Here is a 20,531-nt window from a genome sequence, read left to right as displayed (position 1 = left end):
CGGGCGGGGGCGCGGGGTCAACGCCGGTCGCCGGACCGGAGCGCCCCCGCCGCCTGACGCGGGTGCCTCACCAGGGAGAGGGAGCAGGAGGCGGGGTGACCGGCGGGCGGTCGTCGCAGGTGAGCGTGTTGGGGAGGAGCCAGGACGCCAGCCAGCCGTCGTTGCCGCCGCCGTCGGCCAGGGAGAACTCCGAGCCCGCCGGGGTGAAGTGGAAGGTGCCGCAGTTGTTGACCGGGACCGCGCCCACGTTGCGCGCGTCCACGTTCGCGAAGGTGGCCGAGCCGGCGGCGCGGGCGCTGAGCACCGAGGTGCCGGTGCCGTCCACTCTGATGTCCTCGAAGTGCAGGTTCTTGATGGAGTACAGGTCCTTGACCGGCCAGTCGGCGACCAGCATGACGGCGTTGTAGGTGTTGTCCAGGTAGTGGTCGCCGGTCACCCGGACGTCGGCGTCGATGTCGTGCTCCAGGGCGTAGAACCAGATCGCGCCGAGGCCGATGTTCCAGTTCAGCTCGTACGTGCCCGCCCGGACGGTGGTGTTGCCGGTGATGTCCAGGCGGCCCGCGAACGGCTCGGCGCCGAAGCGGGAGCCGACCTGGAGGGCGCTGCCCTCGCGTACGGGATCGGCGATCAGGTTGGCCGAGACCGTGTTGTCGGTGCCGCCGTAGAGGGCGATGCCGTTGGCCAGCACCGGCGTCTGCACGGTGTTGTGGTCGAACGTGTTGCGCGCGTTCGCCGTCCTCTCCGACCACATCGCCAGGCCGTCGTCGCCGGAGTTGCGGACGAAGGTGTGCGACACGACCGAGCCGGTGACGCCGGTGTGGAAGTTGAGCCCGTCGGCGATCTGGTCGGCGATCACGTTGCCGGTGACGCGGGCGCCGCTCATCGGGCCGTCGAACCACAGGCCGACCTTCGTGTGGTGGATGTAGAGGCCCTCGATCGTGGAGTCGCTCATCGCGCCGCCGATGCCGTTGACCTGGTCGGTGTCGATCCGCTCGCGTACGTCGCCCTCGATCGCGAACCCGGACAGGTGCACGTTCCTGCTGCCGCCGTCCTTCGCGTCCTTGCCGTAGAAGCCGACGCCGGTGTGGACCGAGCCGTCGGGCGCCGGGGTGTCCAGCGTGACCTGGCGGCCCTTGATGATCGTGTACCAGCTTCCCGCGCCGATGATCGTCACGTCGTCCACGACGATGTGCCGGTTCACCTGGTACGTGCCGGGCGGGACGTACACCTTCAGGTGGGCGCGCCGGGCGAAGGCGACGGCCCGGTCGAAGGCGGCCGAGGACTCCCGGCGGCCGGTCGGGTCGGCGCCGAAGGCCAGCACGTTCGCCGCGCGCGGCTCGATCCGCGGCGGGGCGACGAGCTCGGAGTCCAGCAGGTCGACGACCGTCCAGGCGGCGCCGGAACTCGCCGTGAGCCGGATCCGGTCACCCGCCCGGTACGTCCGGCCGAGCGGCAGGCGCTGCTCGTCGTAGAAGTGGCTGGGCCGGAACGGCTTGGCGATCGCCGGGGCCGGGGTGGTCGCGGCGGGCACGCAGGAGCACTCGGTGATCCACCAGTCGGGGTGCAGCAGGTCGGCACCGGGGTCGTTGGTGAACGGGTACTGGTTGTAGAGCCACGAGTACTGCGAGGTCAGCGTCATGGTCGCGGTGCGCCTGCCGTTCACGGCCACGTCGAGCGGCGCGGTGATGCCGCCGCCCGAGGGCGCGTCGGGGATGCTGTAGCGCACGGTGATCGCGTTGGCCGCGGCCGGGAGCGTGAATTCGACGTGCTGCCCGGGTGTCAGCCTGACGGCCCGCCGCCCGGACGCCTCGGCGGGCAGCGTGTACGCGGCGCGGTCGGGGCCGATGACCGTGCCGTCCGTCGCGGCGTTCTCGGCCTCCTGCTCGGCGAAGCCGACGCGCGCGCCCCTGCCGGCCACCAGCGCCGGATCGAGGGCGGCCCGCGTCACCACCGGCCGCGCTCCCGCGGCGGCGGCCTGGGCGGGGGCGGCGAGCGGCGCGAGGGGGAGGCCGAGAGCCGCGGCGAGCACCGCCACGACTCTCCTCAATGTGCTCGTGCGTGACATCGCAAGCTCGATTCTCTCGGGGGGTGAGGTGACAGTAGGACCCCACGACCCCGGGACACAAGGCTCGTGCGAAAGAGTTTCGTAACGTTGTTGTCGAGCTTCTCGTCTCTATCGGCTTCTTGCGTGAGCTACGCAAACGGCTTGCGTGGTTTGCGGGCCGGCGTCAGGGGAGCCAGCTCACCTTGCCGTGCAGCGCGGCGTACCCGGCGAAGGCCACCGCGTCGATCAGCGTGTGCGCGACCACCAGCGGCATCGCCCGCCCCCATCGCTGGTACAGCCGCCCGAAGACCAGGCCCATGACCACGTTCCCGACGAACCCCCCGAACCCCTGATACAGGTGGTACGACCCCCGCAACACCGACGACACCGCCACCGCCCGCCACGGCCCCCAGCCCGCTTGGTCCAGCCGGTGCAGCAGGTAACCGGCGACCAGAACCTCCTCCAGCACCCCGTTCTGCACGGCGGCCAGCAGCAACACCGGCACCCGCCACCACACGTCCGGCAACTGCCCCGGCACCACCGTCAGGTTGACGCCGATCGCCTGGACCACCAGGTAGAAGGCCAGCCCCGAGCCGCCGATCGCGGCCGCGAGCAGCGCGCCGCGCAGCGTGTCGCGGCCCGGCTCGCGCAGGTCCACCCCGATCGTCCGCAACGACTCGCCCGACCGCACCATCAGGTACGCCACCAGCGCCACCGGAGCCACCGAGATCGCGATGTCGACGAGCTGCAACGTCAGGTCCAGCCACGGCCGCCCCGGGGCCAGCGACCCGACGAGCACGGCCTGCTGCCCCTTCAGCTCCCGGGGCGCGGTCAGCGCGCCGATCAGCCGGACCAGCGAAAGCACCGCGCTGGCGCCGAGCGAGACCGACAGCACGACGAGGATCTCGGCTCTGATGAGCCTGGGGCCGAGGGCCGGAGCGGGGGCGAGTGACTGGGTGTGCATGGGCCGCAGGGTAGCCTCCCGCCGCTCCGATGCGGATAAAGGCCCCATTGTCGGCGGGTCCCGAGGGGTCGGCTGTGCTGCCGACCGTGCTTCAGGCCGTCGTCCAGTGGCGGAGTTTGTCGGGGTTGCGGATCACCCAGATGTGCTTGATCCGGTCGCCCGCCACCTCGAACGCGAACACCGTCACGACGGCGCCGCCCTGCTCCGCCACCAGACCGGGCTGGCCGTTGACCGTACGCTCCAGGAACGTCATGTCGTCGGGCCTGCGGCGGGCGATCTCCATCCAGGCGCGGGCGATCTGCTCCCCGCCCTCGATGGGGTGCTGGAACGTGGTGGCGCGACCGCCGCCGTCGGCGACCGCCGTGGCGTCGGGATCGAGCAGCGCGATCAGCGCGCCGATGTCCTTGGCCTCCCACGCCTGCTTGAACTCCCTGACGACGACACCGCCGCCGCCGACCGGCCGGGCCGTCGCGGTCGGGGACGGCCGCGCGGCCCGAACGCGGCGGCGGGCCGAGGAGGCCAGCTGGCGGCAGGCCGCCGGGGTGCGGCCGACGATCTCGGCCACCTCGGCGAAGGAGTGGCAGAAGACGTCGTGCAGGATGAACGCGACACGTTCGGCCGGGGTCATCGACTCCAGCACGACGAGGAAGGCCATGTTGACCGACTCGTCCAGGGTGACCCGGTCGGCCGGGTCGGCGGCGGTGCCGTCGGGCAGCGGCTCGGGGATCCATTCGCCCACGTAGGTCTCGCGCCGGGCCCGTGCCGAGCCGAGCAGGTTGAGGCAGACGCGGCTGGCGACCGTCGTCAGCCAGGCGCCGGGGGACCTGATGGCGTCCTGCTCCTGCCGGGACATGGCGTACCAGCGGGTGTAGGTCTCCTGCACGGCGTCCTCGGCCTCGGCCAGCGAGCCCAGCAGCCGGTAGGCGAGGTTGGTCAGGTGACGCCGCTCGCTCATGATCGCGTCCAGGCTCGGGTCGGATCGGGTGGTCATGGCGGCCGTCGCTCCCTCTGTCGGGTTGTCCTCACCGGTACGACAGGACGGGACGCCGGAATGTGAGGCGGCGTAACCGGCCTGACATTCCTCGGGGCCGCGTTGTCGAACCGCTGAGACCAGCACATCATCCAGCGAACAGGGAGCTCTCAGACATGACGACCACCTCGATTCCGGAGACCACGTTCGCCGACGCGGCGACCGCCGAGCGTCTGGAACGGGCGGCGGCGGCGCTGACCGCGCACGGCTTCACCGTCGAGATCCTCGACGACGCAGCCGCCGCGCGTGTCCGCGTCCAGGAGCTCATCCCCGACGGCGCCAGCGTGTTCACCGGGGCCAGCGAGACCCTCCGCCTGTCCGGCATCGACGCCGACATCAACACCGGCGGCCGGTACGACGCCGTCAAACCGCGCACCCTGGCCATGGACCGCGCCACCCGGGCGGAGGAGATCCGGCGGCTGCGGGCCAGCCCCGACGTCGTCGTGGGTAGCGTCCACGCGGTCACCGAGACCGGTTCCCTCGTGGTCGCCTCGGGCAGCGGAAGCCAGCTCCCCGGCTACGCGGGCGGCGCCGCGCGCGCGATCTGGATCGTCGGGGCGCAGAAGGTGGTGCCCGACCTGAGCACCGCGCTGCGTCGCGTCGAGGACCACTGCCTGCCGCTGGAGAACGCCCGTACGCAGGAGGTCCACGGCTGGCCCAGCGCCGTCAACCGGCTGCTCGTCCTCAACGCGGAATACCAGCCCGGACGCGGCACCGTGCTGCTGCTCCGCGAGGCCATCGGGTTCTGAACGCCCGCCTGCCGGTCCGGATGTCACACTTCGCGCCCCGCGGCTCTCTCAGGGGGCATGAACGACAACATCCTCATCACCGGCGCCACCGGCGCCCTCGGACGCCCGCTGGTCGAGCTGCTCACCGCCCAAGGGGCCAAGGTACGTGCCGTCACCCGGTCCGCGGCCGGGGTGCGCCTGCCCGCCGGGGCCGAGGCCGTCGAGGGCGACCCGGCCCGTCCCGAGACCCTGGCCGAGCACCTGGACGGCGTCACCGCCGTGTTCCTGCACCCGCGCGCCATCGGCGACGCCGCGCCCGCCCTGCTCGCCCGCGCCGCCGAGCGCGGGGCGCGCCGGGTGGTCGCCCTGTCCGCGATGAACGCCGACGACCCCCTCGACGAGCAGCCCTCCCGCTTCCGCGGCGACCGGAACGCGGAGGCCGAGGCCGCCGCCATGGCCAGCGGCCTGGAGTGGACCAGCCTGCGTGCCGCCTCCTTCGCCGGGAACGCCCTCCAGGCGTGGGCCCCGCAGATCCGCGCCGGCGACGTCGTCCGGTACATGTACGCAGGCTTTCAGGAGGTGCCGATCGACGAGCGGGACCTGGTCGAGATCGCGGCCAGGGCGCTGCTCGGCGGGCAGGCCGGGCGCCGGCTCGAACTGACCGGGCCCGAGTCGCTGACCCACGCCCGGATGGTGGCCGTGATCGGCGAGGCGATCGGCCGCCCGCTGCGCTTCGAGGAGATCCCGCCGGAGGCGGCCGGGCGGCACATGGTCGCGGGCGGCCTGCCCGAGCCGTTCGTCCGCGCCCTGCTGGCCAGGTACGCGCGCCACGCCGAGCACCCGCAGCACCCGGTCACCGGGGACGCGGCCATGGTGCTCGGCCGTCCACCTCGCACCTTCGCCGCCTGGGCCACCGCCCACGCCGCGGCCTTCCGCCCCCACCCTTGAGCCCCCGTGACCGCCGTCCGGCGCCGTACGAGACCCGCTGGAGCCTCATGCGCCGCACTCCTGGCTGCTCTGGCCGATCGGCACGCTCAAGGCCGCCGCCGCGGCCGGGCTCGTCCTGTACTTCGTCTGCGCCCTCTACACCCGCCTGCGCGTGGGCGACCGGTCGCCGCAGTTCTTCCTGGCGATCGTGTTCCTCGCGACGGCGGTCCTCACGCCGGCGCTGGACCCCGCGCTGGTGGTACGGGTGTGAACGGTCAGTCCCGCTCGGGGACGGCCAGCTCGCCGAGCAGCGACCAGTCGTCCTGCGGGACGGTCGCGTTCACGATCCGCGGCGTCTCGGCCAGGTAGCCGGGCAACACCTGCTGGGCCTGCTTGAAGTGCGCCGAGTTCACGTGCGCGGCCCCGGCGTCGCCGTCGCGGAACGCCTCGACCAGGACGTACTCGGCCGGGTCGTCGAGGCTGCGCGACCAGTCGAACCACAGGCAGCCCGGCTCGGCGCGGGTGGCCTCGGTGAAGTCGGCGGAGAGCTCCGGCCAGCGGTCGGCGTACTCGGACAGGACACGGAACTTCGCGGTGATGAAGATCATGACGGTGACTCCCACGGTCGGCGGCGTTACGGCACGAGACTAGCCGCACCCCGCCGCCCGGCCGTGGCGGCCCTCACGCGCGTCGCGCCGTCCCGGGGCCCCGCCGTTCCGTCACTTGATCACGCCGCAGGCGGTACGGCCGCCCGCGTCGCCCGTCCTGAGCGTGGCCTCGTCCGGGCCGGAGGGGGCGTAGCGGGTGGGGATGTTGGCCAGGTTGTCGGGGAGCGCGTGCACGACGACCGCGCTGCCGTCGGCGTCGGTCAGCTCGCGCAGCCCGAACCGGTCGGTGACGACCGACACCGCGCCCGACCCGTCCTTGCCGACCAGCAGCGGCGGCAGGTCGCCCGCGTGCCCGGCGTGGGTGCCGCCGGCCAGGTCGAAGTGGCCTCCGGCGGTGAAGAAGGGGGAGACCTGGCCGGTCGCGGGATCGACGGCCTTGGGGTCGCAGACGCCCGTCGTGTGGATGTGGAAGCCGTGGAAGCCGGGCGTCAGGCCCTTGACCGAGACCGAGACGCGCGCCGTACCGAACCCCTCGCGCAGGATGCTGAGCCGCCCGACGGCGACGCCGCGGGTGTCCCGGATGACCACCGGGCGCGGGTCGCCCTGCCGCGACGCGGTGGCGTCGGCGACCGCGCCCGCGCCGATGGTGGCGACCCCGGCGGCGAGCGCGAGGCAGAGTGCCAGGTGTGTCCGGCTGAGCGCCGGGCGCATCCGGTCGAACGTCCGTGCCTTGGGCATGGCGAACCGTCCCTCGATGAGGCGGAGATGTGCGGACTCATCGAGGGTATGGGCCGGGTACGCCGCCTGTCGTATAGCTCTTGATCCCCCGGTCGGGGTTATGGGACCGCGCCGGGGATCCAGTCGGGGATCCGGTCGGGGATCCAGGAGTCGTGGAAACCGGCCGGGAGGCCGCGCGGTGTCGGAGCGGGGGTCACCTCATTCCCCCCGCCCCGCCCGGCTCCCCGGCGTCGTCCAGGTCCAGGTCCTCGTCCTGGCCGGGGAACGCCTGGTCGGGGTCGGCAAAGGCCTGGTCGGGGTCGGGGAGGATGCGGTCCGGGTCCTGCGTGGGGCGGTCGGGGGCGCAGTCGGCGTCGCAACCGCCGAACCGGCCGGTGTCGAGCGGCGTGAACGCCCTGGCGGGCACGCCCTTCAGCGCGGCCGTCATGGTGTCCTTCCAGATCGGCCCCGGCAGCGAGGCCCCGGCGACGTAGGGGAAGTACCGGCCGCCGATCGTGGTGCCGACCAGCCTGTGCCGCTGCGACCCGCGCGGGTCGCCGATGCTGACGGCCCCCGCCAGATCCGGGGTGAACCCGGCGAACCAGGCGGAGGCGTACTTGTCGGTGGTGCCGGTCTTGCCCGCCGCCGGGCGTCCGATGCCGCCGACCGAGCGCATCGTGCCCTTGGTGAACACCCCTTGCAGGACGTGCGCGGTCGCGTCGGCGACCGCCGGGTCCAGCGCCTGGCGGCACGACGGCCGGTACGAGGTCGTCCGGCCGGTGGCGGCGTCGGTGATCTTGGTGATCGCCGTCGGCTCGCAGTACTTGCCCCGCGCGGCGATGGCGGCGTACGCGTTGGCCACGGTCACCGGGTCGGTCTCGTTGATGCCGAGCGTGAACGTCTCGAACTCCTGCAACTTGTTCCCGTCGGCCCGGACGATGCCCAGCGACTTGGCCGTCTCCACCGTCGGGCACAACCCCACCCGCTCCTGAAGGGCCATGAAGAAGGTGTTCACCGAGCCCCACGTGCCGGTGCGCAGCGTCTTGAAGCCGGGCGAGCCCTCGTCGTTGGTGACCGTCCAGGACGGGTCGCCGATGTTCTCCTTGCGGCAGTTCTTGAAGGAGGCGGTGGAGGGGGCGTTGTAACCGTTGCCCACATTGATGCCGTCGTCCACCTTCATGCCCTGCTTGAGCGCAGTGACCAGCGTGAACGTCTTGAACGTCGAGCCCGCCTGGAAGCCGATCAGCCCGCCGTGCCGCATGTCGGCCGCCGCGTTGAAGGAGATCTGCTTCTTCCTGGCGGAGGAGCCGTAGGCGCCGGCGGCGGCCATGGCCCTGATCGCGCCGGTGCCGGGCTGGACCAGGGCCTCGGCGGCCAGGGCGTTGTCCGTGGCGTTCACGTGCTTCTTGATCGCCTGCTCGGCGGCGGCCTGGGCCTTCGGGTCCAGCGTGGTGTAGATCTTCAGGCCGCCCTGGGCGAAGGCCCGTTCCCTGGCCCGCTGCGTACGGCCGAAGGCCGGGTCGCCGAGCAGCTCGTGCCGGACGTACTCGCAGAAGTACGGATAGGAGCTGTCGCCGCAGCCGTTGGGCTGCCGGACATTACGGAAGCCCAGCTTCTTCGCCTTGGCCGCGGCCGCCTGCTGCGGTGTGATCCGGCCCAGCTGCGCCATCCGGTCGAGCACCACGTTGCGCCGGGTGAGCAGCAGCGCGCGCGCCTTCTTCCCGCGGTTCGGGTCGGTCGTGTTCGGATCCTGCACGGCGCCCGCCAGCGTGGCGGCCTGGGCCAGGTCGAGCTTGGCCGCCGGGACGCCGAAGAAGCGCTTGGCCGCCGCCTGCACGCCGTTGGCCCCCGCCCCGAAGTAGGCGATGTTGAGGTAGCGGCGCAGGATCTCGTCCTTGCCGTACTTCTGCTCGACGCCCATCGCGTACCGCAGTTCCTTGAGCTTGCGGGCGTAGCTGGCCTCCAGGGCCCGGTTCTTGTCCTGTTCGCTGTCGGCCGCGTTGAGCAGCACCTGCTTGACGTACTGCTGGGTGATGCTCGAACCGCCCTGGCTGAGCCGGTTGGAGGTGAAATTCGTGACCAGGGCGCGCAGCGTGCCCTCCACGTCGATCGGGCCGTGCTCGTAGAACCGGTCGTCCTCGATCGCGACGATCGCCGTCCGCATCACGCCGGCGATCTGGTCCAGCCGGACGACCTCGCGGTTCTGGTCGTAGAACCGGGCGATCACGTTGCCCTCGGCGTCGTACACGGTGGAGGTCTGCGAGAGTGGCGGCTCCTCCAGCACCATCGGCTTGAGGTTCAGCTCCTCGGTGGCGGAGACGACCAGTGTGCCGGTGCCGCCGACGGCGGGCAGCGTGATCGCCGCGGCCAGCAGTCCGGCCGACACCGCGGCGACCGTCAGCCGGGCGATGTTCGACAAGCGGTTGGGCATGCGGGGGACCTCCGGGCGGAAGTGTGGACAAGCCCGGACATGACAGCACACGACGAAAGGCGACGTCCAAGACCGATATCGACCCGTCTGTGATATCGGATCGGATATCGCCCCAGCGTGCGGGCCACGCGCGAGCAGGTCGCGCGTGGCGGCGCCGCCCGGCGGTCAGAGCAGGGTCGGCGCGACCGGCCGCACCTGGTTCTCGATGTGCTCCTTCAGCCGCATCAGGTCCTGGCGCAGCTTGCGCGCGGGATGCGCGCCGAGCAGGCCGGCGATGGCGTGCCCGGCAGCCCCGGCAATGGGGTTGTAGCACAGATGGACCTGGACGCGCGTCCTGCCGTCGGACTGGGCGTCCACGCGCAGCACGCCGGTGTGGGCGATGAGCTCGCCCTCCGTGGACTTCCACGCGATCTCCGCGCCCTCCTCCCGCTTGGTCTCGGTGGCGGTGAACCGGATCCGCGTCCCGGCCGGGCCCCTGATCACCCAGTGGGAACGCAGTTCGTCGGCCGACAGCCGCACCTCCTCCACGTCCGGCATGAAGCGCGGGAACAGCGAGTAGTCGCTCACCATCGGCCACACGGCCTCCAGCGGCGCGGCGATCGAGACGGCGGCGTTGACGTGGATCGCCTCGCGGCCGGCGTTGACGCCGGTGAGGCGGCGCAGCGGCAGGTTCGTCGCCGCGCGGACGGCCAGCGCGGACGCCGCGCACCGGGTCAGCCAGGACAGCGGCCTCGGCAGCCCCTTGGTCATCGCCCAGATCGAGGCCGCGGCCCCGCCCGCGAGCAGCCGGGTCGTGGGCGACCAGCGCTGCTGCATCAGCTCGGGCACCGCCCTGCGCCGCCGCCCCTGGCCCTGCAGCCGGGGCACGGCGGATCCGTCCTGGTGCACGTGCCAGTTGGTCTCCACGTGCCTGACGCCCGGGATGCGGCGCACCTTCTGGCGGGCGCGCTCGTCCTCGCCGGCCAGCACGTCGCCGGTGAGCGTCACGACGCGCTCGTGCACGTCCACCTCCACCGCGTGCGGGTGGCTGATGTGGCGGCCCAGCTCGGCGCGGACGCGCTCGTGCAGGACGCGGTCGTCGGCCGAGCCGCCGGTCAGGCGGTACCTGGCCGCCGCGGCCGACCCGCGGCCCCGGTTGGACAGGTCGCGGCCGAAGACGGTCAGGCCGTCGCGCACCTCGTGCGTCGCGTGCGACCCCTTGTCGCGTACGCGGGCGCGGCGCGTGCGTCCCCGGTCCGGATCCAGCAGGTACGTCACCACGGCCCCGGCGCAGGCGCCGGCCACCGCCGCGACGACCGGGTGCGACCGCCTTCGCCGCTCGGCCCGGACGAGCTGGAAACGGCGTGGAGCCGGTTGCCGCAGTTCTCCGTTGATGGGGGTGATCCCCCGAAAAGCAGTCGTGCGCATGACCATAATCCCCCTCGCTCGCACTTCCCGCTGGCCGTGGGCTACCCCGCAGGTCGCGCCGCTAACGGGCGTCCGTCAGGAGGCGTGACCGCCCCCGATATCGGGCAGATGGCCACAATCGGGGTAATTAAGGGAGTTCGGGGATGAAAAGCACTGTTCGCGCCGCGAAGCAGGCGTTCTGGATCGACGCCGGGCACGCCGGGACGCAGGAGCACTACGGCGAGCAACTGCGCAGGTGGCGGCACGCGTTCGCGGCCACGGGCGGGGAGCCGGGCGCGAGCGGCGTCACGCTGGACCCCCTGCACTTCGCGCTGGCCGCCTGGGAGGTCGCCACCGGGCCGGTCGCCGACTCCCCCTACGTACGCACCCATCCCCGCGTCCTGGACGCCACCTGCCACCGCGCCGAGGACGGCCGCGACCCGCTGGCCGTGGTCGAGCTGGCCGCGCCGCCGCCCGTACCGCTGCCGGACGGCTGGTCGAGCTGGCGGCACGTGGGCGAGCAGCCGTACGCGGCCGGGCCGGAGGGCAGCCCGACCGTGCTGAGCACGCTTGAGCTGCGCATCCCGCTGTCCGGCGACCGCCTGCCGACACCCACCCGGCCGCGCGCCGAGGGGCTGCCCAACCTGGACGACGCCCAGGCCTCGCTGGAGGCGTTCGTGGCCGAGCTGAACGCGGCGGTCACCCCGTTCCTGCGCGAGCTGGACGGCGTCGAGGGCGTACCGGAGACCGACGGCGCGACGATGGTGCAGTGGCTGCGCACGCAGATCGAGGCCGACAAGGCCACCGCGGAGGCTGCGGGCGCCGGGCCCTGGCGCTACCTCACGACCTCCGGCGCCGCCCCCGGCCCGGTACGCCAGGGCACCGGCGGCGCGCGGCGGCTGGAGTTCGGCGGCCGGCGGACGGTCACCCGCGTCGGCTTCCACGACGACGACCTGCTGCACCCGGTCGAGGCGATCCACATCGCCCTGCACGACCCGGCCGACGTGATCGCCCGCTGCGGCGCCGAGCTGGCGCTGCTGAACGAGCACACCCCGGCCCTGTCCGCCGCGCGCGACGCCGGGGCCGGCGCCCCCTGCCCGCAGTGCGGCGAGGGGGCCGGCTCCCCGTGCCAGACCCTGCGCCACCTCGCCTACGGCTACCGGCTGCGCCTCGGCTGGCGCCCCGAATGGAGCCCGGCCCGCTGACCGTCAGAGATGGTCGCCGTCAGAGGTAGTTGCCCTCGCCCTGGGGGCGGAGGCCGTCTGGGCGGGCCAGGGCGCGGCCGGTGTGCAGGCCGAGCTGCTGCTGGCGGGCGGCGGCCTGCTGGAGCTGGAGCCCGGCCTGGATGCCCTGGAACACGCCCTCCAGCCAGCCCACGAGCTGACCCTGCATGACCCGGATCTCCATCTCGGTCGGCGTCCCGCCGTTGGGCGTGGGCCGCAGGCGTTCGAGCTCGTCGCGCAGCTCGGGCGCGACCGAGTCGGCGACCTCCTTGATCGCCTGCTCGTAGATGCGGTGCATGCGCTCCCTGGCACGCTCTTCCAGGTGCACCCCCTTGGCCTCCTCCAGCAGGCTGCGGGCCATCGCGCTCACGCGGAGCAGTCGTGCGGGCTCCTCGACGCGTTCGATGTCGGTCCTCACGGCATCGCGCAGGTCGTGCTCCCGCTGATCGTCCCCCGAAGCCGGATGCGGCGTCGTCGTCATGTCTACAGTCCTCATTCATGCAGGTAGACGGCTCGTGCCGCCAGGAACAGCCCTTCCCGGTGCCTCGCCGTTCACTCGTGGAGCGGCCGGAATCCTGGGTAGGGGTCCTCCTCATGAACCGGGAGAACGACGATCCCGAGGACGAGTTCTTCGCGCCCGTGCTGCGCGAGCCGCCGCCTCCGGACGAGATCAGCCGCTCCGGCGTGGTGAGCGACACCGGCGTGCCCGACGTGCACGGCGGCGGCGAGGGACACTGGCCGGCCTCGCCGCCGCCCTCGAACGCGCTCGGCCTGCGCCTGCTGGCCGCCGCGCTGGCGCTGCTCGCCGGGATCGTGCTGGCGGTGCTCGCGCTGCTGGCCGGACGGGCGTTGCTGGCGCTGCCGCCCGCGGCCCTCGCGGTGGCCGCCGCCGTCTACCTGGTGGTGTTCGCCAGGCGGCGCTCGCGCGAGGACGGCGGCCCGCCGACGTTCGGGTAGCGCGTCGCGCCGGGTTTCACCTCGTTCCTGTGGGTACACGCCCGATGAGGGGAAGAGGAGCTGTGATGTCTCTCATCGACCGTGATTGTGTGCGCCAGTTGCTGGAGTCGGAGCACGCCGACGCGACGCTCGTGTTCGTCCGGGGCGACTGCGTCGTGCTGCGGGCCGGGGAGATCGACGACGCCCACAGGGGACTCGTGATCGCCAGCCGCGAGGACGTCGTCGCCCAGCTGCCCGACGGCGGCGCACTGAGCGAGCAGGCCCTCGACGACCTGGCCGTACGGCTCGACAACGTGGTGCGCGACCTGGGCGCCTGAGCCTCAGCCGGACCGCGCGAGCAGGTCCGCCAGGCCGGTCGGCGCACGGCCGGTGAGCCGCCGTACGTCGTCGCTGACCCCCTCCAGCTCCCCGGCGGCGATCGCCAGGTAGGTGGACACCCAGGCGTCGACCTCCCAGCCGGGCGCCCCGTAGGACCTGCGTGATTCGTACGCCTCCTCGACCGTCTCCGGGTGGTAGCTGATCGCGCGCCCGGTCGCCGCGGTGAGCGTGGCGGCGACCTCGTCGAGCGTGAGAGCCTCGGGGCCGGTCAGGTCGTAGGTGCGGCCCGCGTGCGCGCCGGGGTCGAGCAGCACCGCGACGGCCGACTCGGCGATGTCGTCCTGGGCCACGGCCGCGATCCGGCCCTGCCCGGCCGGTCCGCGGATCACGCCGTCGGCGCCCGCCAGGCCGGGCAGGAAGTCGGCGTAGAGGTTGTCGCGCAGGAACGTGAACGGCAGGCCGGCGGCCCGGATGTGCTGCTCGGTGACCCAGTGGTCGCGCGCCAGCGTGAACGTGGCGTCGGGGGCGGCGCCGTAGAAGGAGACGTACACCAGGTGGCGCACGCCGGCCGCCTGCGCCGCGGCGACGAACGTACGGTGCCGGTCGACGCGGTCGGCGCTCTCCGACGCCGACACGAACAACACCGTCGAGGCCCCTTCGAGCGCCCGGTCCAGCGCGGCGCGGTCGCCGTAGTCGGCCTCCACCGCGCTCGCCCCCGGCAGCCCGGCGGCGGCCTGCCCGGCGCGGCGGGACACCAGCCGCTGTTCGACTCCGCGGGCGGCGAGCAGGGCGGCGATCCGGCCGCCGAGCCGGCCCGTGGCCCCGGTGGTGACGACGAAGCTCATGACCCGAGATCTTCCGCCGTCATGTCCGGAATCTGCAAGCCGCCACGTCCACCAGGGGAAAGACGCCGCGGGCCCCGCCGGGATTCACTGCCGGGAACACGACACGAAAGGGGCCGTTCACATGCCCGACAACCCCACCGGCGAGTTCTGGAAGGACCTGCGGCCGATCGAGAACTCCTTCCGCCCGGACGCGCTGCCCGAGGTGTACCTATCCCAGGTGGCCACCGACGACGACCGGTACTACGTGCCGTTCACCGAGACCGTCGGCTCCCGGCCGCTGTGGATCAACGTCAAGGACAACAGCTGGGCCGACATCCTGCGGGCCAAGGAGGCGGGGCTGGTCAACCGGCACTACCACCCGCACGAGGTGTTCGCGTACACGATCTCCGGCAAGTGGGGCTACCTGGAGCGGCCCTGGACGGCGACCGCCGGCGACTTCGTCTACGAGGCCCCGGGCGAGGGCCACACGCTGGTCGCCTACGACAGCGGCGAGCCGATGAAGACGTTCTTCATCGTCAAGGGCCCGCTGGTCTGGCTGGACGAGAACGGCGACCCCGACGGCTTCTTCGACGTGCACGACTACATCAAGATGTGCCGCGAGCACTACGAGAAGGTCGGCATCGGCGCCGACTACGTCAACTCCCTGTTCCGCTGATCGCAGCCCCGCCGCATCCCCCGAAATGAGAGCGTCATGACCGACACCGCGGCCGCGCCGGACACCAGGGCCGCCGACCGGTACGAGAACCGGCTTCTCGTCATCCTCTTCCTGTCCTTCGGCTTCGTCTTCTTCGACCGGCAGGCGCTGGCGTTCCTGGCGCCGTACATGGACCAGGACTTCGGCCTGTCCAACGCCGAGCTGGGCACGCTGTCCGGCGTACTGGCCCTCACCTGGGCGCTGGCCGGGATGTTCGCCGGCCGCCTGTCCGACGTGCTCGGCAGGCGCAAGCCCATCCTGGTCGTGGCCGTGGTGCTGTTCTCGCTGTTCTCGGCCTCGTCGGGGCTGATGGGCGGGTTCGCCGGGCTGCTGGTCGCCCGCGCGCTGATGGGCACGGCCGAGGGCGCCGTGTTGCCGATGGCGCAGTCGCTCATGGTGGAGGCGTCCAGGGAGCGCCGCAGGGGCTTCAACATGGGGCTGCTGCAGGGCTCGTCGGCCGGGCTGCTCGGCGGCATCGTCGCGCCGCTGGTCGTGGTGTGGATCGCCGAGACCTACGACTGGCGGGTCGCCTTCTACGTGACGATCGTGCCTGGTCTGATCATGGCCGCGCTGATCGCGAAGTTCGTCCGCGAGCGGTCGCCGCGGGCGGCGGCCGAGGCGCCCGCCGAGACCGCGGCGCCCGTCAAGGAGCCCAGGGTGCCGCTGGGCGAGGTGCTCAAGCTGCGCAACATCGTCGTGTGCATGCTCATCGCCTGCGCCTACCTGACCTGGTTCGTCACCATCATCACCTTCACGCCGACGTACCTGACCGAGGTGAAGGGCTTCGGGCCCGGCACGATGAGCGGCGTCATGACCTGCCTGGGCGTGGCATGGGTGCTCTGGGGCTTCGCCACACCGGCCATCTCCGACCGGCTGGGCCGCAAGCCCGCGCTGATCGGCTTCACCGCGCTCGCGGTGTTCTGCCCCCTCGCCGTGGTCTACGTCGAGAGCCCGGTGCTGCTCGGCGCGATCATGATCGTCACCTACACCGGGCTCGGCTGCTTCACGCTGTTCATGGCCACGATCCCGGCCGAGACCGTGCCGCGCGGCGCGCTGGCCACCGCGCTCGGCGTGATCATGGGCGTGGGCGAGCTGGCGGGCGGCTTCCTCGGCCCGATGGTCGCCGGCTGGGCCTCCGACCAGTGGGGGTTGCAGGCCGCCATGTTCATCGCCGCCGGCGGCGCGCTGGTCGTGGTGGCGCTCGCCTTCGCGCTGAAGGAGACGGCCCCCGCCGTGCTGCGCAGGGCGGCCGCGTGAGGGCCGCGGTCTGGCACGGCGCCAAGGACGTACGGGTCGAGGACGTGCTCGTACGCGAACCCGGCCCGGGGGAGGTGACGATCGCGGTGGCGTACTGCGGGATCTGCGGCAGCGACCTGCACGAGTACGCCGACGGCCCGCACGCGATCCCCGTGGGCGAGCCGCACCCGGAGTCCGGCGTGCGCGCGCCGATCGTCCTCGGCCACGAGTTCTGCGGCACGGTCACCGGCCTGGGCGAGGGGGTCACCGGTCTGGCCCCCGGCGACCGGGTCGCGGTCGAGCCGCACTACCGGTGCGGGACCTGCCCGCGCTGCCTGGCGGGGGAGTACAACATCTGCCGCCACTTCGGGTTCGCCGGGCTCATGGGGCACGGCGGGCTCGCCGAGCGGGCCACGGTGCCGGCGTACATGCTGCACCGGCTGCCGGAGGCGGTGCCGCTGGAGCAGGCGGCGGTGTTCGAGCCCGCGGCGGTCGCCCTGCACGCGGTGCGGCGGGCCGGGATCCGCGAAGGGGACACGGTCGCGGTCCTCGGGCTCGGCCCGATCGGGCTGCTCGTGGCCCGTTTCGCCGCGCGGGCCGGCGCGGGCCGCGTCGTGGCCGCCGACCGTTCGCCCGCCCGACTGGAGCTGGCCCGCCGGCTCGGCGCGGAGGCGGGCGACGACCTGGCCGAGGCCGTCGGCGGCGAGGGCGCGGACGTCGTCTTCGAGGCCGTCGGCTCGCAGGACACGCTGCGCGCGTGCCTGGCCGCCACCAGGCGCGGCGGGCGGGTGGTGTTCCTCGGGCTGACCGGCACGGTCTCCCTGGACGCCTTCGCCCTGGTCAACAACGAGCAGACGATCGTGACCAGCGTCGGCTACCGCGACGTCTACCCGGAGCTGATCCGCATGGTCGCCGAGGAGGGCGAGGACCTGGCGGCGATCGTCACCGCCACCATCCCGCTGGAGGACGTGGTGAGCGACGGGTTCGAGGCGCTGCTGCGCGGACAGGAGCAGGTCAAGGTGCTGGTACGACCCGACGGCGGCGCACCGGGCGGCGCACTGGGCGGCTGGGACGGGAGGCGGCGCCCGTGACCGAGGGATTCGCTCCTGGCCTGTTCGCCGGGCGGCACGCGTTCGTGACCGGCGGCACCTCGGGCATCGGCGCGGCGACCGCCGTGCTCCTCGCCGAGCTGGGCGCCGGGGTGACGGCGCTCGGCCTGCCGCCCGCCGACCCCGCCGAGCTGCCCGGCCACCCCGGGGTCCGCGTCGTGGAGCACGACGTGCTCGACCGCGGCGGCCTGGCCCGCCTGCTGTCCACGGGCGACCCGCTCGACGTGCTGGTCAACTGCGCGGGCGTCAGCCACGACCGCGAGGAGTACGACCTGGCCCGCTGGCAGCGCGTCATAGAGATCAACCTCACCGCCACCATGGTCGCCTGCCAGGCCGCCCGCCCCGCGCTGGCCGAGCACGGCGGCGCGATCGTCAACGTCTCCTCCATGTTCGCCTTCTCCGGCAGCCGGGACCGGCCCGCCTACAGCGCGAGCAAGGGCGGAGTGTCCCAGCTCACGAAGTCGCTGGCCGCCGAGTACGCCGCCGACGGCATCAGGGTCAACGCCGTCGCCCCCGGCTTCGTCGTCACCCCCCTCGCCCGCGGCGTGCTCGACGACCCGCCCGCCCTGGCCCAGGTGTTGTCCCGCGTCCCCGGCGGGCGGCTCGGCAGGCCGCGCGAGGTGGCCTCGGTGGTGGCGTTCCTGTGCTCCCCTGCGGCCTCGTACGTCACCGGGGCGGTCGTCCCCGTGGACGGAGGCTATCTGGCTGTGTGACACCTCACATAAGCTGTGTCCCTCTGACATGCACGAACGCGAGGAGGTCGCTTGTCCGCCGTCTCCGTGATCTCCCAGGCCACCACCGAGCACATCGAACCCGCCGAGCGCATCCATTACTGGGAGGACTACAACCGCCGGGCGCTCGTGGGCCTGTCGTGCACGTCGTACTCCGAGCACGGCCTGCTGGCCAGGCAGACCAACATCGAGCTGGCCGGGCTGCGGCTGGCCGAGATCGCCGGGAACGCCCACGCGATCGAGCGCAGCCCGCAGACGGTCAGGTCCACGCCGAAGGACTCGGTGTTCGCGACGCTGCTGCTCAAGGGCGAGGCGGTCTTCCTGCACGAGCACGGCTGCCTGTCGGCCACGGCCGGTGAGCTGGTCGTCTACGACACGCGCAGCCCGTACCTGTTCGGGTTCTCCTCCTCGATGCGGCAGATCCTCGTGGACATCCCGCGCGACCTGTTCGCGCAGGCGTGCGTGGCGGGCGGGCTGCCGGGGCCGATGGTGTTCGGCAGGGGCACCGCGCGGGAGGGCACGCTCGTGGCCGCGCTGCGCTCGACGATCGGCGGCCTGGCCGCCCTGCGGCCCGCGCACGACCCCGCCGACGCCGAGCGCGCCGTGCTCGACCTGCTCAGGCAGCTCGCCGAGGAGCGTACGGGCGGGCGTCCCGGCCCCGACGCCTACCGGTCGCAGCTCATCGTCGCCGAGGACTACGTCGAACGGCACCTGCACGACCCCTGCCTGGGCGCGGCGCAGGTGGCCGGCGTCATGGGCATCTCGGTACGGCACCTGGCGCGCATCTTCGAGTCCACCGGCAGGTCGCCCGCCCGCCACATCATGGAACGGCGGCTGGTCCGCGCGCACGACGAGCTGACCGGCCCGGGCACGCGGGAGACCACCATCGCCGACGTGGCGCACCGGTGGGGTTTCTCCAGCCAGGCCCACTTCGCCCGGCTCTTCCGCGCCAGGTACGGCCTGACCCCCAGCGAGGCCCGCGCCGAGGCCGCCCGCTAGGGCAGCCGCCCGGTGTGGGCCAGGTCGGCCTCCATGCGCGCGGCCGTCCGCCTGAGCTCGGGCAGCACGTCGCGCAGCAGGTGGTCGCGGCTGGCCTTGCTGGCGTGCGTGGCCACGTTGACCGCCGCCACCACACGCCCGTCCGGACCGTGCACCGGGACGGCGATCGACCGCACGCCCTCCTCAAGCTCCTGGTCCACCAGCGCGTAGCCGTCGGCGGCGGCCCGCCGCACGGCCGCGGCCAGCCCTTCGGGCGAGGTGATCGTGTGCTGGGACAGCGGCTTCGGCTCGATGGCGGCCACGCGCTCGGCCGGCAGCCCGGTCAGCAGCACCCGGCCCATCGACGTCGCGTACGCGGGGAAGCGGGTGCCGACCGTGATGTTCACGCTCATGATGCTGACCGTGGGCACCCGGGCCACGTAGAGCACGTCGTCGCCGGACAACACCGCGACCGACGCCGACTCGCGTACGCGCGCCACCAGGTCGGCCAGGTGCGGCTGGACCACCTCGCCGAACGTGCGCCCCGACAGGTGGGCGTAGCCCAGTTCGAGCACCTTGGGCAGCAGCACGTACCGGTTGCCGTCCGCGGCCGCGTAGCCGAGGCCCTCCAGGGTCTGCGCCGCGCGCCGGACCGTGGCCCTGGGCAGGCCGGTGACCTTGGCGGACTCGGCGAGCGTGCACCCGCCGCGCGCCGACCCGAGTGACACCAGCACGGCCAGGCCGCGGGCGAGCGACTGCAGGTAGCCCATGCCCAGCTCCTCCTTGGCCGCCCGTGAGCCGTCCGTACCAGAGGGGCCGCCCTCGCGGGGGCCCGCGAGGGCGCCCGTGCGGGGGTGGTGCGGCTCGCGGGCCCTGGCGGCCAGGACGGCCTCCATCTCGGCGACCGTGGCGCGCAGCCGGGGCAGGGCGTGGGCGCGCAGGCCCGCCACGGTGTGCCTGCTGGTGTGACTGACCACGCTGACCGCGCAGGCCGCCTTGCCGTCCGGGTCGCGTACGGGCAGCGCGACCGCGATCAGCCCCGGCTCGATGAGCTGGTCGTCCTCGGCCCAGGGCGCGGCCGGGTCGAGCAGGGCCAGCCCCGCCGCGCACCGTCCGGCGGGCAGCAGGTCGCCCACCCGGAAGGCCACCGACATCGTGCGCCGCCTGGTGAACTGGCCGACGAATCGCACGCCGTCGCCGTCGCGCACGGCCAGCGACACCGACTCGTCCAGCTCGGCGGCCAGCCGTCCGGCCAGGGGCGACAGGCTCTCCCGGAGGCCGTCGCAGGCCAGGTAGGCCGCGCCCAGCTCCATCAGCGGCGGCGCGAGCAGCACGTCGCGGCCCTCGGCGCGCAGGTGACCGAGGTGCACGAGGGTGGCCAGCACCCGGTCGACGGTGGACCTGGCCAGGCCCGTGGCGCGTACGAGATCGGTCGCGCGCATGCGCCGCCCGGGGTCGGCGGCCAGCACGCGCAGCACGGAGAGGCCGCGCTCCAGGGTCCCGGCCGGTTCCATCGGCGGCTCCTCGTCCAGGTGGGGGCTTTGACAGGAACGCCCCCGGTGCAGATACTCGAAGCATAATAGTGAACTTAAGTTCGCAGAGCGA

At 73.1% G+C, this 20,531-nt stretch carries 21 protein-coding genes; 11 read left to right on the top strand and 10 right to left on the bottom strand.

Annotated features, from left to right (window positions below):
* Positions 1 to 67 precede the first annotated feature (67 nt).
* The 3 genes from DMB42_RS10035 to sigJ form a co-directional block, all read right to left on the bottom strand.
* Positions 68 to 2,035, bottom strand: a complete 1,968-nt coding sequence (locus DMB42_RS10035; protein WP_260477596.1) for a glycosyl hydrolase family 28-related protein — start codon at positions 2,033 to 2,035, stop codon at positions 68 to 70.
* A gap of 193 nt (positions 2,036 to 2,228) precedes the next feature.
* On the bottom strand, positions 2,229 to 3,008 hold the full coding sequence (locus tag DMB42_RS10030; RefSeq protein ID WP_125632984.1) for a CPBP family intramembrane glutamic endopeptidase: 780 nt from the start codon (positions 3,006 to 3,008) through the stop codon (positions 2,229 to 2,231).
* A 91-nt stretch (positions 3,009 to 3,099) separates the two neighbouring features.
* On the bottom strand, positions 3,100 to 3,999 hold the full coding sequence (gene sigJ, locus DMB42_RS10025; RefSeq protein WP_125632982.1) for an RNA polymerase sigma factor SigJ: 900 nt from the start codon (positions 3,997 to 3,999) through the stop codon (positions 3,100 to 3,102).
* Positions 4,000 to 4,154: 155 nt separating this feature from the next.
* Between sigJ and DMB42_RS10020 the strand changes: the two genes are divergently transcribed.
* From DMB42_RS10020 to DMB42_RS10010, 3 genes are read left to right on the top strand one after another with little or no spacing between them, the layout of a single operon-like run.
* Positions 4,155 to 4,787, top strand: coding sequence for an LUD domain-containing protein (locus DMB42_RS10020; RefSeq protein WP_125632980.1), 633 nt, complete (start codon positions 4,155 to 4,157; stop codon positions 4,785 to 4,787).
* 57 nt (positions 4,788 to 4,844) lie between these two features.
* Complete coding sequence (locus DMB42_RS10015; RefSeq protein WP_125632978.1) at positions 4,845 to 5,714, top strand: NAD(P)H-binding protein; 870 nt, start codon at positions 4,845 to 4,847, stop codon at positions 5,712 to 5,714.
* 37 nt (positions 5,715 to 5,751) lie between these two features.
* Positions 5,752 to 5,964 carry a DoxX family protein gene (locus DMB42_RS10010; RefSeq protein ID WP_125632976.1) on the top strand — a complete coding sequence of 71 codons (213 nt, stop codon included), beginning with the start codon at positions 5,752 to 5,754 and terminating at the stop codon, positions 5,962 to 5,964.
* 4 nt (positions 5,965 to 5,968) lie between these two features.
* Here the strand turns inward: DMB42_RS10010 and DMB42_RS10005 are convergent, their stop codons facing one another.
* From DMB42_RS10005 to DMB42_RS09990, 4 genes are all read right to left on the bottom strand, one after another.
* Complete coding sequence (locus tag DMB42_RS10005; RefSeq protein WP_125632974.1) at positions 5,969 to 6,301, bottom strand: putative quinol monooxygenase; 333 nt, start codon at positions 6,299 to 6,301, stop codon at positions 5,969 to 5,971.
* Between the two features lie 111 nt (positions 6,302 to 6,412).
* Positions 6,413 to 7,039: a superoxide dismutase family protein gene (locus DMB42_RS10000; RefSeq protein WP_221762080.1), complete on the bottom strand. Its 627-nt coding sequence runs from the start codon at positions 7,037 to 7,039 to the stop codon at positions 6,413 to 6,415.
* Positions 7,040 to 7,232: 193 nt separating this feature from the next.
* Positions 7,233 to 9,449, bottom strand: coding sequence for a transglycosylase domain-containing protein (locus DMB42_RS09995; RefSeq protein ID WP_125632972.1), 2,217 nt, complete (start codon positions 9,447 to 9,449; stop codon positions 7,233 to 7,235).
* Between the two features lie 165 nt (positions 9,450 to 9,614).
* Positions 9,615 to 10,856 (bottom strand): SRPBCC family protein, encoded by a 1,242-nt coding sequence (locus tag DMB42_RS09990; protein WP_185844567.1) that lies wholly within the window; start codon positions 10,854 to 10,856, stop codon positions 9,615 to 9,617.
* 143 nt (positions 10,857 to 10,999) lie between these two features.
* Between DMB42_RS09990 and DMB42_RS09985 the strand changes: the two genes are divergently transcribed.
* Positions 11,000 to 12,040, top strand: a complete 1,041-nt coding sequence (locus tag DMB42_RS09985; protein WP_125632968.1) for a DUF6221 family protein — start codon at positions 11,000 to 11,002, stop codon at positions 12,038 to 12,040.
* Positions 12,041 to 12,059: 19 nt separating this feature from the next.
* Here the strand turns inward: DMB42_RS09985 and DMB42_RS09980 are convergent, their stop codons facing one another.
* Complete coding sequence (locus DMB42_RS09980; protein WP_185844566.1) at positions 12,060 to 12,539, bottom strand: proteasome activator; 480 nt, start codon at positions 12,537 to 12,539, stop codon at positions 12,060 to 12,062.
* 113 nt (positions 12,540 to 12,652) lie between these two features.
* Here DMB42_RS09980 and DMB42_RS09975 point away from each other — a divergent pair, with 113 nt between their 5' ends.
* Together DMB42_RS09975 and DMB42_RS09970 are read left to right on the top strand one after the other, a co-directional pair.
* Positions 12,653 to 13,015 (top strand): hypothetical protein, encoded by a 363-nt coding sequence (locus DMB42_RS09975; protein ID WP_125632964.1) that lies wholly within the window; start codon positions 12,653 to 12,655, stop codon positions 13,013 to 13,015.
* Between the two features lie 65 nt (positions 13,016 to 13,080).
* Complete coding sequence (locus tag DMB42_RS09970; protein ID WP_125632962.1) at positions 13,081 to 13,332, top strand: hypothetical protein; 252 nt, start codon at positions 13,081 to 13,083, stop codon at positions 13,330 to 13,332.
* 3 nt (positions 13,333 to 13,335) lie between these two features.
* Here DMB42_RS09970 and DMB42_RS09965 read toward each other — a convergent pair whose 3' ends face one another.
* Positions 13,336 to 14,178, bottom strand: coding sequence for an SDR family oxidoreductase (locus DMB42_RS09965; protein ID WP_125632960.1), 843 nt, complete (start codon positions 14,176 to 14,178; stop codon positions 13,336 to 13,338).
* Between the two features lie 121 nt (positions 14,179 to 14,299).
* On the opposite strand from DMB42_RS09965, the gene DMB42_RS09960 reads away from it, so the two are divergent.
* From DMB42_RS09960 to DMB42_RS09940, 5 genes are read left to right on the top strand one after another with little or no spacing between them, the layout of a single operon-like run.
* The gene (locus DMB42_RS09960; RefSeq protein ID WP_125632958.1) at positions 14,300 to 14,833 is read left to right on the top strand and encodes a 2,4'-dihydroxyacetophenone dioxygenase family protein; all 534 of its coding nucleotides are present in this window, start codon (positions 14,300 to 14,302) and stop codon (positions 14,831 to 14,833) included.
* Positions 14,834 to 14,869: 36 nt separating this feature from the next.
* A complete protein-coding gene (locus DMB42_RS09955; protein ID WP_125632956.1) occupies positions 14,870 to 16,129 on the top strand; it encodes an MFS transporter in 1,260 nt (419 codons plus the stop codon).
* Positions 16,126 to 17,199: a 2,3-butanediol dehydrogenase gene (locus tag DMB42_RS09950; protein ID WP_125632954.1), complete on the top strand. Its 1,074-nt coding sequence runs from the start codon at positions 16,126 to 16,128 to the stop codon at positions 17,197 to 17,199. The genes DMB42_RS09955 and DMB42_RS09950 overlap by 4 nt, the downstream gene beginning before the upstream one ends.
* Entirely contained in the window at positions 17,196 to 17,930 is a 735-nt protein-coding gene (locus DMB42_RS09945) for an SDR family NAD(P)-dependent oxidoreductase (protein WP_125632952.1), read from the top strand. The genes DMB42_RS09950 and DMB42_RS09945 overlap by 4 nt, the downstream gene beginning before the upstream one ends.
* Positions 17,931 to 17,981: 51 nt before the next feature.
* Positions 17,982 to 18,947: a helix-turn-helix domain-containing protein gene (locus DMB42_RS09940; RefSeq protein WP_125632950.1), complete on the top strand. Its 966-nt coding sequence runs from the start codon at positions 17,982 to 17,984 to the stop codon at positions 18,945 to 18,947.
* Here DMB42_RS09940 and DMB42_RS55960 read toward each other — a convergent pair.
* On the bottom strand, positions 18,944 to 20,440 hold the full coding sequence (locus DMB42_RS55960) for an IclR family transcriptional regulator C-terminal domain-containing protein (RefSeq protein ID WP_125632948.1): 1,497 nt from the start codon (positions 20,438 to 20,440) through the stop codon (positions 18,944 to 18,946). The genes DMB42_RS09940 and DMB42_RS55960 overlap by 4 nt on opposite strands.
* Between the last annotated feature and the right edge of the window lie 91 nt (positions 20,441 to 20,531).

Origin of the sequence: Nonomuraea sp. WAC 01424 (genome assembly GCF_003947315.1) — a bacterium.
Classification (GTDB): domain Bacteria; phylum Actinomycetota; class Actinomycetes; order Streptosporangiales; family Streptosporangiaceae; genus Nonomuraea; species Nonomuraea spiralis.
Note: the sequence above shows the minus strand (reverse complement) of the source record. Positions and strands in the feature narration are given on the sequence as shown.